Raw genomic sequence first — 17377 nt, 5'->3', positions numbered from 1 at the left:
GATAAACTCCTATTGGATTAAGTTGACGATTTGTTTCATTACATCATCGGCAACTCGAATTACTTTTGTATTTCCTTGGAATCCGCTTTGGTAGGTCATCAGGTTGACAAACTCTTGCGAAAGATCAACGTTGGAGCCTTCTAAGGACGCGCCGCTAATACCGCCGGCACCGTTTTGTCCTGCTACGCCGAATACTGGATCGCCAGAAGATAACCCTGGTGTGTATTCCCCATTACCATTTTTCACAAGACCATCCACGTTCGAGAAAGTTGCTACGCCAAGCTGAGCAACTGGAATGATGGTTCCGTCTGAATAGCTGACTGCGATATAACCAGCGTCCGTTACAGCGAAATCTTTTACTGTTGCTGCGCCTTTACCGTCTGAAGAAGGAGAGAATACTTGCTCCGTTTCATAGTTTGTCATTTTGCTAAGATCGAAATCAAAAGAAACATTTTTCCCTTGGATCGTTTGGTTAACATTGATATTTTCTAAAGCGGCTGCGTTTGTCAGTTCGCCTTGTGCGTTGTAGTTCAACGTGCCGGTTCTAGCAGGAGTAAGTGCATTGCCGTCGATTTTCAATTCGTAACTGTAAGAAATACTTCCGTCTGCTGCACGTGTACCGTCTTTTAGTTCGACTTGTAGCTTATGACTACCGCCAGCATCATCATAGACGGAGATTTCCGACGTCAATGTGTCTTTGCCTTTCCAGTCTGTCGGAATATTCCCGCTTAGTTTCGCATTTTTAGTCGCTTCTCCCGGAATCGCGCTGTTAAGTGGTATTTGGATCGGACGCAAATTGCCATCGATCACGTTACCGTTTTTATCAGTTGCATAACCCATGACATATTTTCCGGACTGTGTAGTTAGGAAATTATCACTTGAAACAGCGAAACTACCATCACGTGTATAAACTGCATTCCCGCCAGAACGGTCGCCGGCAATAAAGAAGCCGTTGCCTTGAAGTGCAGCGTCTTTATTACGGCCAGTAGCTGTTGGCGAACCTGCTGTGTAATCCGTGATCACAGCACCGATCTTGGTACCGGAACCAAAGCTCATCGGATTTGTTCCTGCATAAAGGCCGCTCGTTACAGAGCCCAATGTGTTTTGGTATAAAAGGTCGTTGAACACAACTGATTGTCTTTTATAGCCAGTCGTGTTGGCGTTGGCAATATTATTAGATGTGACTGATAATGCTTGTTGAAAAGCGTTCATTCCCGAAATTGCAGTATACATAGTTTGATTCATTTTTGATTATCCCCTCTTCTTCTAAACGTATTTTTAATTATTTACTTCTGTTATATAAGTGAGTGGCACGACAGTATCATTATCTTTCAACTTCAACATAACCCCATTTGTTGTCTGCTGAATACTTTCTACAAGTCCACTTACGACGTCGCCATTCAAATTGACACCTTTGATCGATTTGCCGATGAATCCGACCGCAGACTGCATGGCTGAACTTTGTGCTTGGTCAGACAGTTTATTGACTGCTGAACTCATGTTGGATACCTGCTCCATCATCGCAAGTTGCGACATCTGCGACATCATTTGGTTTGTATCCAGCGGACTGGAAGGATCTTGATATTGCAAACTGGTCAAGAACAGTTTCATGAAATCATCTTTATTCAGTGAATTGGTTGCTGCATTTGTCAGTGCATTGCTGTCATTATTTGCTGCACCTGCTGCACTGCTGGCTACTCCGTTTACTCCGTCCATCCTATGTCGCCTCCTCGTAATCTTCTAATGCCTTTTCTACCTGTTCCTCGTCTTGCTTCTGTTTCTGTTGTTCACGCTGCTCGTCTTTTTTCCCTTGGCCGGAATCACGTTTGTCAAATAAATTCGGCTGGGCGACCTCTTCTTTCGGCACTTGCTTTTCTGACAATGAAACAAGAACGTCAATGCCACGTTCCTTCATTCGTTGCTGCATATCGTGCATCATTTGCTCGATCTTCGGCTTCACTTGCTGTTTTTCATATTCGATATGTAAGAGGATCTGTTCTGGTGTTTTTTTAACTAAAACATCGACTTTTCCTAGTGCTGCCGGTGTTAGTGTCAAATAGGCATGACTTTGTTTGACTTGCCATTTCTGCAATTGTTCGATCTGAGCCGCGAGTTCTTTGTCGAGCTTTTTGAGCGGGATCGCTTCCGAAGTTGGCTCATTTCGGGCAGCTTCTTTCACCGCTTTGTCAAGCCAAACTACAGATGTTTGGTTTTCTTTTTCATGAACAGCTTCTTTCTGCATCTCTGCAAGGTTGACTTTTGTGACAGTAACTTCCTTTTTCAATAATTTCGAGAAATCTTTCGGCAATGGTATCGTTTCTAAGAACTCTTTGAGAGCAGCTTTTTGCGAATCTGCTTTTTGTTCCATTGAAACCGGCAACTCTGATGCGCCTTCCTTGGTCGGTATGCGGATCGCTTGCGTGGGTTCTGCTTGAAGCTGTCCTTTTACATTTCGTTCTGGTGTATTCTGCTTGGCTGGTAAAGAAAAGCTAGCTAGTGCCTGAAGCTGTTCAACGATCGTCGGTGGTGGTTCTGCCGTAAGAGCCGATGCAGGTGGTGGCGTTGGCTGCGGTTTATCTGAAACTTCTGCTGGTTTTTCTTCCTTTTTATCAGCTAGTTTATGGTCATTCAAACTTTCGTCCGGTGGTTCTTTCACTGGGACTAGCATGACCGGCAGTGGCGGTATCCATGTTCCTGCTTTCGGATCTTGCTGGTCTGTAGTTTCTTTCGGTAGTTTTTCCCCACTTTTTTCCAGGAGAAATGGAAATAAACCTTTCAAGAAAGGCTTATTTTCATTATGCTCATTGTTTTTCTGTGCCGCCGAACTGTTCTTTAAATCATTTCCCACTAAAATTTTAAGAAGCTGCACACCTATCTCCCTCTCTATTTCGTCAATAGCATTTTTAATTCTCTGAGTAGCTGCTCTTCTTTTCTCTCTATTTTTTGCTGCTCCTGTGTTTGGAAAGCTGTTTTCATTTTGGTCGTTTGTTTTTCTTTTTCGTTCAGTATTTCTACCCTTTTTTCTGTCTGTTCCACATACGTGTGGACGATGTCGATCTCTTTCGTCAACTGCTGCATTCGCGCTGGCGAAAAACTCGTACTTTGGATGCTCCCTGCTTTAAATGTCCCTTGCGCCGCTTTTCCCCTGGATAGAAAAACATTCCGTTCGTGCAATAGTTTTTCCTCGAGGCTTTCTTTTTTTCTTAGCAGCTGGGCAAGTTCTTTTCTTACCTCATTTTTTTCTTGGTCGATTTTCATTTTTATTGCTGAAAATGCTTTTAATTCCATTATCCCCACTCTAATCTATTTCTGAAATAACGATCCCGAAATTCTCATCCATCAAGATCGCCTCCCCTATTCCTACTTTTTTTTCATCTAAAAAAATCTCTACTTTATGACCCGGTTTCTTTTCGACTTCTAATATGTCGCCTACATTAAGCCGCGCGATATCTTTCACGGGCATTTGCTTTTTACCGAGACGGACAATCAGATTGACGCCGATATTCTCCACTTGCTTCAGGTCGCCAGTATCACGGTTCCCTTTAGGTACTGGTTCCCATTCAGGAAGTTCTACCTGATAAACTTGTTCCGCCATGTTGGTCAACTCCTTTTAAAACTTATCTAGATCAATGACGAGAACGACTTTCCCATCTCCAAGGATCGTGGCACCTGAGAAGTTGATCATCGTCTCGCTGAAGAATCCGCCGAGTGTTTTCAAAACGATCTCGCGTTGACCGATGATATCTTTGATTGCCAGGCCAAATGTCCGTTTTTCATTTTTAACGACTAGTAGCAAGCATTCATCGTTTTCTGCTAGCTTGTCTTCATAAAATTTCTCGCCCAGATCGATCACCTCGATGATACTGTCGCGATAGTTGATAAGATTTTTGCCATTGATCAGCTGGATTTCTTTTGCTTCGATCGTAATGGCTTCTGCTACACCGGATAGCGGCAATGCATAACGCCGTTCATTCGTTTCTACCAACATCGACTGAATGATCGACAATGTTAGTGGAATCTCGATCCGGAATGTTGAACCTTGATTTTCTACAGAATCAACAGTTATCTTACCACCGATCTTTAAAATCGTATTCCGCACGACATCAAGCCCCACGCCTCTGCCGGATAGGTCGGAAACCTTATCAGCTGTACTAAAACCACTTGCGAATAACAATTCAAAAATCTCTGTATCTGTCATTTTAGTCGATTCTGCTTGGGTGATGATATTATTGCTGATCGCTTTTTCAGTGACTTTCTGCTTGTTGATCCCTGCGCCGTCGTCTTTGATCTGGATCACGACATTGTTGCCGCTGTGGAATGCTTCTAAGCGGATCGTCGCCGTTTCTTGCTTCCCTTTTGCTCGTCTTACTTCAATAGTCTCAGCACCATGATCGACGGAATTGCGAATCAAATGAACAAGCGGATCGCCGATTTCATCGATAACGATCTTATCGACTTCGGTATCTGCGCCTTCAATGATCAAATCGATTTTTTTGCCAAGATCTTTTGCGAGTGTCCGTACCATTTTGGGAAACCGGTTAAACACGCTGTCGATCGGAACCATCCGCATTTCAAGTAGACCGTTTTGGATCTCTTTTGAGATCGTACCAAACCGTTTTAAATGCTCCATTAGTTCTTTATTATGTGTTTTTTCAGCGATCTCATCGATTTTCGCTCGCTCGATGACACTCTCTTCAAAAATATTCATTAGTTTTTCGATTTTCTCTAATTGAACACGGATGCTTTTGCTTTCTACTTTTTGGACCTTTTTCTGCGGTGCTGCTGCAGTTGTCTGAATTGGTGTTTCTAAGGTTGCGACTTCTTTTATCTCGATCGCTTTCACTTCCGAAATATTGAGGATCGTCTGTTTGATCAGCGCTTCTTTTTCGGTAGTATCCAAGAATACTTGGAAAGATTGCTCAAACTGCTCCTGTTCGATCGCTTCTGCTTCCGGGATCGTTTTGGTGATTGTGCCCAATTCACCGAGTCGTTCCAGACACATGACCGCACGAACTGCTTTGAGGATCGCATTTTGATCGATCTCAATGCTAAGTTCATAGCTTTTTTCTGTCTCTGTTTCGATTACTTCTTCGCCGCTAAGCAGGCTTTCTAAATCTTTCACGGTCGCGGAAATATCGGCTGCACCCTGACCACCTTCGGAAATGTCGGCTACCATTGTTTCTAAATGAGAAGTACAAGAAAAAATGATATCTACTAAATGTTCCGTTACGACTAACTCATCTTTGCGCACAGCGTCGAGAACGTTCTCCATGGCATGCGTCAAATCAGCAACATTTGTAAATCCCATGGTTGCTGACATCCCTTTGAAAGTATGTGCGGATCTAAAAATCTCGCTGATAAGCTGCTTGTTATGCGGATCTTTCTCCAGCTCCAGAACGTTGTCATTCAATGCTTGCAAGTGTTCCGTCGCTTCTTCAATGAACAATTCCATCATATCTGTACTCATGCCTTATTCCAACCTCATTTCCCTTTGGCATCTATCATTGTGATGCTTTTTCTAAAGCCTCTAATACACGGTCAGCTTGAAACGGTTTCACGATGAAATCTTTTGCTCCTTTTTTGATTGCATCTACGACCATTCCCTGTTGCCCCATTGCGGAACACATGATAACTTTCGCATTTGGATCTTTCGCCATGATTTGGGCAAGGGCTTCCAGACCGTCCATTTCCGGCATTGTGATATCCAGCGTTACGAGATCTGGTTTGAACTCCTCATATTTTTTAACAGCTTCCAGACCGTTTTCTGCCTCTGCCACCACTTCGAAGTCACTATCTTTTACAATGTTTTTAATCATAGTGCGCATAAACATCGCATCGTCGACAATCAATAATTTCACCAAACACAACTCCCTCTATTCTTCCGTTCATTTTGTTTTTTAAAAAAACTACATAATAACATTTTATAATAAAAAATAAGTTATTTCTACCTTTTTTATTATAAAAACAAATATTTTTAAAAAATTTTACAATTTATTATAAAAAACCCTTCGTCCGGGGTGACGAAGGGTCAAGGGGATAACAATGTTCGATAAAATCTAGCTATTTATTTCAAAAATTAACCGTTGATCAATTGCGTAAGCATTTGAGGAGTTTGGTTAGCTTGAGAAAGCATGCTGATAGAAGTTTGTGTTAAGATTTTGTATTTTGTTTGTTCGGACATTTCAGCAGCCATGTCAGCATCTTGGATAGAAGAAGCAGATTGCTTGGTAGCGATCGATTGGCTGTTTACGTTAGAAATGTTGTAGTTCAAGCGGCTCATACCTGCACCAAGTACAGCACGTCCGTCAGAGATAGAGTTGATCAAGCTGTCGATCGCTTGCGTTGCTTGTTGTGCATCAGAAGCAGTACCAACAGATAGACCTTCATAACCAGCTACAGTAGCAGCAGTTTCAGCACCAGCAGCATCAACAGCTGTTACAGCGATGTCAGTATCTTTAAGTGCACTTGCATCAAATAGGTCGATGCTGATTGTGTCGTTAGCTTTGTCAGAAGCTTGAACTGCAACAGTTGCAGCACTTCCGTCAAGTAGGTTGATGTTGTTGTAGTTTGTGCTGTCTGCTACGTGAGACAATTCTTTGATCAAGCTACCGAATTCTTTGCTGTATTGACCACGGTCTTCAGTGCTGAATGTACCGTTGGAAGCTTGTACAGACAATTGACGCATACGTTGCAAGATAGAAGTCATGGAGCTAAGTGCGGAGTCAGCAGTTTGAAGCAAGTCAACCCCTTGAGAAGAGTTTTTGCTTGCTGTGTCGAGACCAGTAGATTTCGCGTTCATACGCGTAACTACTGCAAGTCCAGCTGCGTCATCTACGGAACTATTGATACGTTTACCAGAAGCTAAACGTTCTTGCGCTTGGTTCATTCCTTCATTATTTTTACGAAGGTATTCTTGCGTTTTTAAACTGATAATATTTGTATTTACTTGCATGTTTTTCCCTCCTAGTTCGATATGTAAGAAGTGCTGTGCTCTTCTATATTTTTATTATATACCCGTTTTTTTAAAAAATCAACATTTTTGTTTTAAAATATAAAAAAATGTTTTTATAATTAAAAAAATGGCATTATAGAGCCATATGCTCCCCGCCATTTTTTTAATTGATTATAAAATAAGATCGTCTATAATATGGATCAGCTGGTGGATATCTGGCTTGCTGACCTGTGCATCCGCGCCGACACCCTCGCCTTTATGGTGAAGATCATCTGTGATCAAAGAGGAGAAGATAACGATCGGCAATTCTTTTCCGATCTCGTCTTCTTTGATGCTTTTTGTCAAATGATGTCCGTCCATTTGCGGCATCTCAATATCGGTGATCAATAAATTCAATTTATCGAAAGCCTGCGTTTTTTGTTCTTTTAATAATCGGAAAATGTGTTCTTGTGCTTCTTTCCCATTTACAAAGAAGTGTAGGTTCTTATAGCCGGCTTCGTGAAGGGTATTCTCAAGCAGCTGGCGAAGCATCGGGGAATCTTCCGCAATGTAGATCGTTTTTTCCTCACGGTTGACGACTTGGCTGACTTTATCTTCTCCGGAAATAGCAAAGTCCGAATTACCGCTGATCTCATAGATGATTTTTTCATAATCGAGCAGCAAGATGATGTTGCCATCTAATTTAACGATTCCGACTGCCAAATCTTCTAGACCGATGGATAGTTTTTCCGGTTCTTCGATCTGTTCCCAAGAAATACGTTGGATACGGTGTACTTCATCAACGCGGAAGACGATTTTCATTTGGTTAAGCTCTGTAATGATGAATTTCGTATCAGCAGGATCTACTTCCGGTAATTTCATTACGCGTGCCAAATTGATGACAGGCATGATCTCTCCGCGCACCTGCGAAACGCCCTCGATCGCCATATGCGAATCTGGCACTGGGGTAACTTCTAACGGTTGGATGATTTCTTTTACCTTCAATACGTTGATACAAAACAAGTTTTGCCCGATCGTAAACGTCACGATCTCCAATTCATTTGTTCCACTTTGCAGTAAAATACCTTTTTCTTCAGCCATTACGCTGACCTCCCTTATTCGGTTATTTGTTTACAGACTCCAGATCGATCAAGTTCCCTTGCAGTTCTGCTAAATACGTGCTGTCAGGGAATTCATCGATCGCCTCACTGATACGCATTTCTCGATTCGTCTCATCCAGCAAGATCGCCCATTCATGAAAGCGGAAATCTGCGGCGAAATTATCAAGGCCACGTTCAACGATCGATAATGCTTCCTCTGTGATGTTTTCTTCCACTAAATACTGGATCAAATTTAAATGTCCTTCTTTAGTAACAGCACTGGCATCTACGGTGTTATATAGATCAAGCGCGATATCTTTATAGTCATATTGGAAAAATAGATCCGCGATCCTGCTATTGATGCTATCCTCATAATGACTGCGCAGTACTAATAATTGATCGATGAATTCGCCTTTGCCAAGCGCGATCCCGCGTTCCATAACGAACAAGTAGATTTCTTCCTCGACAGCTGGTCCGTTTTCGTAAAGGAATTGGTAAAGTTCGCCGGCATTGCTATTCTTCATGATCTGTTCGATAGGCAATGTGCCATTTTCAAAATGCCAGATACATAAATCTGCCACGTCGATCAGGTTGGTTCGGATCCCAGCTAAAATAGCTTGCTTGCTGATCACCGGGAAGATGTTTTGAATGGTTTGGATCTTCACTTGCATGATCTCTTGCAAGACGATATTTAAGTCCGGCATGCTGTTCAATATGATTGCTGACAGATTCCCCAATCCTAATTGCGTCGTGAAAGAAAGTATCTTCGTGCCGTCTTCTTCATTTTCAATGAAGCCGTGGCGCGAAATAAAGTCATACACTTCACTTGGCGAATGGAATTTGCTGAGCAGCTGGATCATTTGGTACTTCACTTCATAGTCGCTGCTGTTTTGCTGATAGGCAAGTGAGTAATGTTTGATTGCTTTGACATAGTCCTTCTCGACTTGATAGATGTCGCCAAGCGCTTTATACGGCAGAAAAGAAGTTGCTTCATAATAAGCGATCGGCTGGAAGATCACTGCCGTTTGCTCGATCAGATAATGATAGATTTTCTTTGCATCCGGGAGCTGATGGAGCGCGCGTTTGATATCGGCTTTCTTCAAGAAGAATTCCGGTGTATCCGGCCAAATAATGCGTGCTTCTTCCAAAATAGCTAAAGCATCGGCATATTCTTTTTTTGCTTCTAAGATCTTAGCGATATTGAGGGCACTTATTTTTGCCCAGACAAGGCGGTTGCTTGTGCGCTTTTGGAATGCTCTGGAAAAGGCCTGCAATGCTTCTTCAAATTTGTGCTCGCGATATAGTTCTTGTCCCAAATTGAATTCTGCAAAGCCGCTACTTTCCTCCTCCTTCATTTCTTTTTTCAAGATCTCTAGATTGCGGGCAACTTTGTCTTGTCTGTCGACTACTTCGGACATATACCCGTAATGATAGATTTTCAAAGGAGAATCGGAAATAGCTGTATTTCCTGTGCGACGATTGAATAACTGTTCATGAATAGCTCCGCGATAAGCGATATCCCCATTATTGCGGTAAATACGCGGCATTTTATTCGTGACAGTAACACTTCCTTTTTCACCAGTGAAACTGATGATCTCACCTGTAAAGATCTCCTCTTTTTGAGTCAATCTTTTCAAGAAGCTTTCTACTGCTAAATAATTTTCTTTTTCTAAGCATTCATCTGCATCCACTACAACGATCCATTTCCCCGTCGCATATTTTGCAGCAAAATTACGTGCTTCCGAAAAATTGCCTACCCATTCAAAGTCATAAACTTTATCGGTAAATTCGCTGGCGATTTTCTTCGTATCGTCTGTAGACCCCGTATCTACAATCACGATCTCAGAAACAAACTCATGGAAAGAAGCCAAACTTTGTCTTAAAACGGCTTCTTCATTTTTTACTATCATACAAATTGAAATTAATGGTCGCATAATTCTCCCTCTTCCTCAATTAATTTACTAGTCTTATCTTATCCCCATTGCTCCGGTAAATGAGATGCTTCTTCTGCTTGGGCAAGTCATAGATCGCACTTTGCACGCCTAGCTGTTTGGCCACATCTACTGGAATCATATCTGCCGGCTTATCGCCGTTATAAAAACAACAAACTAAATCCATTTTTTCAATGATCGCTTCTTGAAATAATTCTAATTTCGTTTTAGCGATCTGGGTATCATAATAATAAAAATGCTGATGCGAAGCGCCAAGTTCCTGCAGATATGTGATTGCTCCGCAAAACGGCTCAGGCAAACATTCCAGCGAAGGTAGCGTGTAGACCGAAAGCCGCGGCGCCAGAGCTTCATTCTCTAAGAAAAACCGCAGGACTTCGTTTTCGATCGATTTGAACGCTAATAAATGGATATGATTCACAGCCGCATATTTTTCTAAATACTGATAGATTTCCTTTTTATCCCACTCGCTTAAACGGTGGGAACCGGCTACATATATCTGCATCTACTCTTCCTCCACTTTGTTGTTCAGCGGTCTGACCATAATCTCGACCCGTCTGTTTTTTTCACGATCTACCGCATTATCATTTTTAGCGACTGGCTTGTATTCGCCATAACCGCGTGCGCTGAAAAGCCCCGGATCAAGCGATGTATTCTCAGTAATGATCGCTTCCATGAAATTAACAGCTCTAGCTGCACTTAATTCCCAGTTCGATTTGTAAGTTGCGGTATGGATCGGAACATCATCTGTGTGTCCAGAGATGATCCCCTCCATTTTGCTGTCGCCTTGTTTAAAAAGCATACCGATCTCTTTGGCGATTTTCCGTTTGCTAGCACTCAGTTCAGCACTTCCCGAGTCAAACAAGATATCATCACGAATCGTGATCAGCAGGCCATCGTTTGCGTATCTTGTACTCAACTTCGCTTCTAAATGTTCGGTGGAAATGTAGCTATCCAGCTTTTTCTTGAAAGCTTCGAGTTGCATTTTATTCTGTTTTTCCAATGCTTTTTTAGAAGCTGCTGCTGATTTCTGCTTATCTTGAGCTGCCATGGCTTTTTCGATCGCGTCAGCACTGATGTTAGTCGGGTCTTTGCTTTTTGCGACATGTGCCTGATTTCCAGCAGCACCTTCGTCCACGATTTTTTTAAACGCATTTCCCATTTGTTCGAATTTTTTCGCATCGATCGAGCTGGTTGCAAATAAAACAATAAAAAGAGCTAAAAGCAATGTCAGTAAATCACTGTACGGGAGCAGCCATGATTCGTCCACATGTTCCTCAGAGTGTTTCTTGCGACGCCTCACTGCTGACCGCCTCCATTTGTTTCGTTTTTTCTCCGTCTCCATTTAGCAGCGCATCCTTTTCTTGTGGACTTAAGAATGACAATAACCGTTCTTCTATCATTCGCGGTGCATTCCTTTCCTGCAGCGCGACAACGCCTTCAATGATCATATAACGCTTATGCGCTTCCTGACGTGATTTTATCCGTAATTTATTCGCAAACGGATTCCAAAGTACGTAACCCGTAAAGATACCGAAAATCGTACATACGAATGCTGCCGCGATCGCCTCGCTCAGCTTATCCGGATTGGACATCTGCCCCATCGCATGGATAAGTCCCATCGCCGCCCCGAGCACTCCAAGGGTCGGTGCATAAGATCCTGCTGACGCAAAGATCTTCGCGTAGTTTTCATGTCGTTCTTCCATCGAGGAAACTTCTTCTTCCATCGTTTCACGCAGAAATTCCGGCGAAGACTGGCCATCAACAACTAAACGCAGTCCGCGACGTAGAAACTTATCCGGGATCTCGTCGACTTCTTCTTCCAAAGCAAGTACACCGCTTCGTCTGATCGTATCCGCATATTCCTTGAATGTTCGCAAGACTTCGATTTTACTTGGGCCGCTTTCGGTCGTGAACAACACTTTGAAAAGCTGCGGAACTCTTTTCACATCATTCCACGGATGTGCCATCAAAACACTCGTGATCGTTCCTAAAATGATAACAATCAAGGCTTCGGCACTAAACAGCATCGCCAGCGAGATGTGCTGGATCAAAAATGATCCGGCAATGACGATGACCGCAAGAATCAACCCAATAATCGTTGTTATTTCCATATTCTATCCCTTCTTTCTGTTTTATCGGACTAATTCCACTTCGTTCAGCCAAAATGCCATCAGTTCTTTTTCGATGTCCGGCAAGTTCACGAAAAACGCTTTCGCACTTGCTTCCCCGACAAATGCCTGACATTGGTAAAGCGACTCATCCGTTTTTTTGATACCGATGAAATAAAAATTTTCTAGTCTTCCCAGCAGGACGATTTTTTCCCCAATCTCATACCCACTCGTCTGTTTGATTTCAAACTGATTCGGCAGAAAAACCTGTTCCTGTTTTTCCAGCCGCAGGATCTGCTCAGCTAATCCCGGTTTGTCTTCAAAAAAAGTTAAACGTTTGATACTTTCTTCTCTCGTCATTTCATTCACCCCTTATAGTTTTATGTAAAAAAAGTTTTCTAGTAGCGCAAAACCATAACTTGCCGGATTCAATATTTGTTCAGATCCACCTAAAAATAAGATCCCGCCTTTGCGAAGCGACGCTGCAAACCCTCTGTATATTGCATCTTTTCCTTCAGCGGTAAAGTAGATCAAGACATTTCGACAGACGATCAGATCCACATGTTTTTCATACTCGTCATTTAAAAGATCATGACGTTTGAAGCGAATCGCTTGCCGATATTGTTTCAATATCTCATAAGTACCATCTGGATGTTTATCGAAATACTGCTCTTTCTCTTCCGGTGTCAGCTCTTCCAGCTGCCGCGGCGAATACCTGCCGATCACAGCTCGTTTCAAGATCGCCGGTTCGATATCAGTGGCGACGATCTCATAGTTCTGCCGATTCATGCAACGGTTCATCAAAATCGATAGTGTGTAAGGCTCTTCCCCGGAAGAACAAGCAGCACTCCAGATCTTGATCCTCCCCCGCGTCTCTTCCGCGAGCTTTGGAATGATTGCTTCTTCCAATTGCAGCCATTTCTGCCGATTGCGGAAAAAGGCGGAAACATTGATCGTGATCAGACTAATAAAATCATCCAGCAGCTGCGAATTATGTTTTAACTGGTTAAAAAACTCCCCAAATGTTTGAAACCCTTTTTTTGTCAAAAATGACAAGATCCTTCTTTTCATCTGTGTTTCTTTATATAGATGCAAACTAAGTCCAAACTCTTTTTTGATTGCGCGGATAAAAAAATAATAATCTTTTTCTAAATTGGGGATCATGCTTAGCCCCTCCCTTTTTTATTTCAGATTAGTTTCTAAGTAGTCCGCTTGATTCTTTATCGTAAACTGTATCAAACATCTTGATGATATTGCTCGATGCTTGGACCATGCGCTGATTATCCATCAGTTCCACCATTTCCGTGCTCATATCCACATTAGAAGATTCTAGCACACCATTTTGGATCAGCGCCCTGCCAGCAGGAAGCCCTTGAATCGTTCCTGTCTTGAGTGTCAGTTGTCCTAATCCGTTTTTTTCGAGATTACCTCGCTGATCAGCTGCAATAAATTTAGTTTGTAGTTTGCCAAGCAGTTCATTAGTGTCCGCACGGCGAATATTTCCGGCTGTGTCGACAGTGATCTTCGTCTGTGCTCCCACTTGAATCGCCGTACCGTTTTCAGCCAGCAGATTAGCACCGTCGCTTGTTTTCAAGAAACCATTCTGGTCGGAATAGAAAGAACCGCCTCGTGTCAAAAAGGTTTCGCCGTCCTTACCAGCAACGAAGAAACTACTGCCGGCTTCCGAGTCGGCATCATGGAGAAAGAAATCCAGATCGCGGCCAGTAACTTGCATGGAGCCCTGTTTCAAGTTGACGAATGTCTGATTCGGATGCACGGCATAATCGACACTGCCGATCGTTTTCGCACTATCTGCCTGATTAAACTGTACTTGCTTGCGCGACATCGCTTGGCTCGTCAGCTGGTCGAATTTAAAGCCGGCCGTTTCACTATTGGCGATGTTATTGGAATGCACGTCGAGGTGCTTCATGTAGTTCATCATTCCAGCTGCGCCGATATAAAGTCCTTTCATACCTCATTACCTCCCTTGTGGTCTGTTTCCAACAAGCGATCTGTAACCCAGCGTTCACTTGGCATATGGATATGCTCGGAAATAGTTTGTCCGTCTGTGACCCACAGAATCGGCTGCGTTAATTCTTGCGTAAAGCGGTAGTAATTTCCTAATAGCGCTGTTTCATCTAATTTAGTAACAATAAAACCGTCTATCGGAATATTTTCGAGTTTGCCTAGTATCAATTGAATGTCAGCAGTACTACTATTGGCGTTAAATACGAAGCACGTAAGGTCAGGTTGAATGATCTGATAATAAGCATCTAATTCTGCAATCGTTTCTGCGTCGAAATAATTTCTGCCAACTGTATCAATCAAAATATGGTCGACGCCGCTGACAAAAGTAAGATAATCGATTGCTTCTTTCAGCTCTTCCGGACTCTTTGCCACGATCAGCTCTGCTTCCAGTTTATCGGCATAGCCTTGAAACTGCTCGACGGCACCGGATCGGAAGGTATCAGTCGTAATGAAGCCGACCGTTTCCCCTTGTTCTAGTAGCTGCCAGCCTAGTTTGACTAATGTCGTCGTTTTTCCTACGCCTGTCTGTCCAATCAGCGAAATGATCCGTTGTTGCTTTAGTATGACGGGCCGATAAGGCGGGATCGATTTTCCGATCGCTAATCTCAGCCACGGCAGATAGTCGTCTTCGTGCAGACTTTCGACTGCTCCTAATTCTTTTTGGACTTGTTTGATAAAGCGGGGATGATAACTGCTATCGATTCCGATCTTTTTCAAGAAACGGACAAAACCGCTGCTGGCTATGCGTTCTTGATATAATTTTTCGGACAGTTGTTTGTTTGCTGCTGCCAGTTCTGCCCGTAGTGATTCGAAATCTGCCTGGGTGATCTTTTTTTCTTCTAAAAGCGGCGTTGACTGAGCAAGTTCTGCTCCTGCTGCCAGCATTTCCAACAGTTTTTCCTTTTTGAGCAACATCGCATCTTTCGGCCGCTCCCGCAGGATCTTTTCTTCTAACCTTTCGGCAAAATCCTGTCTGCCGTCCGCAATGGAGACTTGCTTCGTGATGACTGCTGTCACTTCGTATTGCTTTTTGAAAATACCAAGCCGGCGAACACGTTCATCTGTGATTTTATAAGGTCCGCTAGAAGCTTCACGAATTTTTTTATGCAGTTCTTTTTTCGTTTCTGCTTTAAATACTTCGATTTTCTCGATCAGCTGATTTGTCATTTTTATCCACCACCTTGCGCACCGTCAATCAGTGCAATTTGTTCTACTTCCGTTTCTGGGGAAAGCTCGCTGATCGCGAGTACCGGGATATCGATCTGATATCTTTCCAAAACACGGACAAAGCCGAAGCGAAAGTCTTTTCGTCTTGTGAGAACAACTGGTTCGCGGCCAGTAAGTTGTGCTTTTTGGATCGTTTCTTTGATTTTCTGCATAACAGGGATCTCTTTTTCCAGCTCCCAATTGAGCGCGTAACCGTAATAGGGAGTGGTGACGATCTCGGTATCGAGTTCGATCGAGTCTTGCAGTAGCAAAGCGTATATTTTGCCGTCCTGATTCTTCGCCTGCTCGCAGATGACTTTCGAGATCCGTTCGCGAACGAAAGAAGTGATTCCATCTAAATCATTTGGATAAATGGTCTGACCGTCGATAATCCCTTCGATGATAGTCGGCAGATCGCGGACGGAAATACCTTCTTTTAATAATTGTTTCAATACGCCTTGGATAAGGGAATAATCGATTTCCTTTTTCTTGATCTCATCAATGAGGATCTGATTATCATCTGCCAAACCATCGATCAGCTCTTTGATTTGCTGACGCATCAGGAGTTCATGCAGATTTTTGCGTAGTGCAACGTCTAAATGAGTGATAAGGATACTGAGCGGCTCAAGTACTTGGTAGTTTTTGAGCTGTGCATCTTCCAGTTCCCCTGGCAAGATCCAGTAACCGTCTTCACCGAAAATCGGATCTTTCGTCGGTTCTGCGTTGAGGTCGACCATCACACCCGGAGTTTTAAGAGCAAGTAAATGTCCCGCTTTTAAAATCCCTTCCGCAATCGGCACGCCTTTGATCTTGATCACATATTTACCGCGCGGCCGATAACTGGTATTATCTTTAAAATTGATGCCGGGGACGCCGATTCCAAGATCCTGCATGATCGACTTCCGCATCAGGATAACCTTATCTTTCGCCGTTTCGCCATTGATTTTTTGTTTAACCAATGCAGCAATATTCAATCCAAGTTCTACCACGACTGGATATTTTTCCTGCGCAGCACCGAATGCTTGATTCTGTTCTTCTTCGGCTGCTTTGGATTCGGCTTTTAGCTGTGCCATTTCCATATCTGCTTCCAACCGCTTTTTCTTGCTCAATGCTGATTGTGTACGGAAGCCAAGTACGCCAAGCGCTCCACCGATCAGTAAGAACGGGAATGTCGGCAGCGGGCTGAATATCCCCATGAGAATAAACATTGCCGCCAGCGTGTAAACCACGATCGCGTTCTGCATCAATTCTTTGAAAATGCCGACCGCAACGTTATCCTCTTCGCCGTCAAATACTCGCGTTACGATCACACCCGTTGACATCGCCATTAAAAGCGAACCAATCTGGCTGACGATTCCATCCCCGATCGTAAGCTCTGTATATTTCACTACCGCATCGCCGAAAGAGAGATTTCCTTGGACCATACCGACAATCAGACCGAAGACGATATTGACAACCGCAAGCAAAACTGTAAATAGCACATCGCCCTTTACAAATTTACCGGCACCATCCATCGCACCGTAAAATTCCGTCTGCATATTGAGATCCGAACGCTTCTGCCTTGCTTCCACTTCTGTGATCAGCCGCTGATTGAGATCCGCATCGATCGCCATTTGTTTCCCCGGAAGCGCATCTAAGGTAAAACGCGCCGCCACTTCTGCAGTACGGGAGGAACCATTCGCCACGATAAATTGGAAAACGATCAAAATGATAAAGATAACGATTCCGACTACGAAATTATTACCGATCACAAAGTTCCCAAACTGCTTGATGACTTGTCCCGGATCGCCAGTTGTTAAGATCGCCCTTGTTGTTGAAATATTGATAGAAACACGAAATATCCCCATTAGTAACAGTAATGTCGGGAAAGATTTTAATTCCGCCCAGTCTCTGATCGTTGTAGCTCTCATATATACCAAAACAGCCACTGCCAAAATCGTGACCAAAACAAGGTCGATCACAATTGGTGGCAATGGTAGGATAAGCGCGATCACAAACGATACCGCAACTAATATGGCAAAATATTTCTTCAATGTCCCTAAATTTCCCATT

General features: G+C 43.1%; 18 protein-coding genes. All 18 read right to left on the bottom strand.

Features of this window, described 5'->3' with window-relative positions; translation table 11 throughout:
- Nucleotides 1–9: 9 nt before the first annotated feature.
- A complete protein-coding gene (locus HMPREF0556_RS01160) occupies nt 10–1245 on the bottom strand; it encodes a flagellar hook protein FlgE (protein WP_003754681.1) in 1236 nt (411 codons plus the stop codon).
- 33 nt (nt 1246–1278) lie between these two features.
- Entirely contained in the window at nt 1279–1716 is a 438-nt protein-coding gene (locus tag HMPREF0556_RS01155; RefSeq protein WP_003754680.1) for a flagellar hook capping FlgD N-terminal domain-containing protein, read from the bottom strand.
- Nucleotide 1717: 1 nt separating this feature from the next.
- On the bottom strand, nt 1718–2869 hold the full coding sequence (gene fliK, locus HMPREF0556_RS12960) for a flagellar hook-length control protein FliK (protein WP_003754679.1): 1152 nt from the start codon (nt 2867–2869) through the stop codon (nt 1718–1720).
- Nucleotides 2870–2883: 14 nt separating this feature from the next.
- Nucleotides 2884–3288, bottom strand: coding sequence for a hypothetical protein (locus tag HMPREF0556_RS01145; protein WP_003754678.1), 405 nt, complete (start codon nt 3286–3288; stop codon nt 2884–2886).
- A gap of 10 nt (nt 3289–3298) precedes the next feature.
- Nucleotides 3299–3595, bottom strand: coding sequence for a FliM/FliN family flagellar motor switch protein (locus HMPREF0556_RS01140; protein WP_003754677.1), 297 nt, complete (start codon nt 3593–3595; stop codon nt 3299–3301).
- A 15-nt stretch (nt 3596–3610) separates the two neighbouring features.
- Nucleotides 3611–5467: a chemotaxis protein CheA gene (locus tag HMPREF0556_RS01135; protein ID WP_003754676.1), complete on the bottom strand. Its 1857-nt coding sequence runs from the start codon at nt 5465–5467 to the stop codon at nt 3611–3613.
- A 34-nt stretch (nt 5468–5501) separates the two neighbouring features.
- Nucleotides 5502–5861, bottom strand: coding sequence for a response regulator (locus tag HMPREF0556_RS01130; protein ID WP_036105027.1), 360 nt, complete (start codon nt 5859–5861; stop codon nt 5502–5504).
- Between the two features lie 215 nt (nt 5862–6076).
- Nucleotides 6077–6952 carry a FliC/FljB family flagellin gene (locus HMPREF0556_RS01125; protein ID WP_003754674.1) on the bottom strand — a complete coding sequence of 292 codons (876 nt, stop codon included), beginning with the start codon at nt 6950–6952 and terminating at the stop codon, nt 6077–6079.
- Between the two features lie 171 nt (nt 6953–7123).
- A complete protein-coding gene (locus HMPREF0556_RS01120; RefSeq protein ID WP_003754673.1) occupies nt 7124–8032 on the bottom strand; it encodes a chemotaxis protein in 909 nt (302 codons plus the stop codon).
- 22 nt (nt 8033–8054) lie between these two features.
- Nucleotides 8055–9965 (bottom strand): tetratricopeptide repeat-containing glycosyltransferase family 2 protein, encoded by a 1911-nt coding sequence (locus HMPREF0556_RS01115; protein WP_050776973.1) that lies wholly within the window; start codon nt 9963–9965, stop codon nt 8055–8057.
- A gap of 19 nt (nt 9966–9984) precedes the next feature.
- The gene (locus tag HMPREF0556_RS01110; RefSeq protein ID WP_003754669.1) at nt 9985–10485 is read right to left on the bottom strand and encodes a hypothetical protein; all 501 of its coding nucleotides are present in this window, start codon (nt 10483–10485) and stop codon (nt 9985–9987) included.
- Nucleotides 10486–11325 carry a flagellar motor protein MotB gene (locus HMPREF0556_RS01105; protein ID WP_050776972.1) on the bottom strand — a complete coding sequence of 280 codons (840 nt, stop codon included), beginning with the start codon at nt 11323–11325 and terminating at the stop codon, nt 10486–10488.
- A complete protein-coding gene (gene motA / locus HMPREF0556_RS01100; protein ID WP_003754665.1) occupies nt 11258–12094 on the bottom strand; it encodes a flagellar motor stator protein MotA in 837 nt (278 codons plus the stop codon). Before motA ends, HMPREF0556_RS01105 begins: the two co-directional genes overlap by 68 nt.
- Nucleotides 12095–12115: 21 nt before the next feature.
- The gene (locus tag HMPREF0556_RS01095; RefSeq protein WP_003754663.1) at nt 12116–12451 is read right to left on the bottom strand and encodes a DUF3964 family protein; all 336 of its coding nucleotides are present in this window, start codon (nt 12449–12451) and stop codon (nt 12116–12118) included.
- Nucleotides 12452–12463: 12 nt separating this feature from the next.
- On the bottom strand, nt 12464–13255 hold the full coding sequence (locus HMPREF0556_RS01090) for a CheR family methyltransferase (RefSeq protein WP_003754660.1): 792 nt from the start codon (nt 13253–13255) through the stop codon (nt 12464–12466).
- Nucleotides 13256–13283: 28 nt separating this feature from the next.
- Complete coding sequence (locus HMPREF0556_RS01085; RefSeq protein ID WP_003754658.1) at nt 13284–14063, bottom strand: flagellar hook-basal body complex protein; 780 nt, start codon at nt 14061–14063, stop codon at nt 13284–13286.
- Nucleotides 14060–15286: a flagellar biosynthesis regulator FlhF gene (locus HMPREF0556_RS01080; protein ID WP_003754656.1), complete on the bottom strand. Its 1227-nt coding sequence runs from the start codon at nt 15284–15286 to the stop codon at nt 14060–14062. The genes HMPREF0556_RS01085 and HMPREF0556_RS01080 overlap by 4 nt, the downstream gene beginning before the upstream one ends.
- A 2-nt stretch (nt 15287–15288) precedes the next feature.
- Nucleotides 15289–17376 (bottom strand): FHIPEP family type III secretion protein, encoded by a 2088-nt coding sequence (locus HMPREF0556_RS01075; protein ID WP_003754654.1) that lies wholly within the window; start codon nt 17374–17376, stop codon nt 15289–15291.
- Nucleotide 17377 lies beyond the last annotated feature (1 nt).

The sequence above is a fragment of the Listeria grayi DSM 20601 genome, assembly GCF_000148995.1.
Taxonomy (GTDB): domain Bacteria; phylum Bacillota; class Bacilli; order Lactobacillales; family Listeriaceae; genus Listeria; species Listeria grayi.
This window is presented reverse-complemented; position numbering and strand designations above follow the sequence as displayed.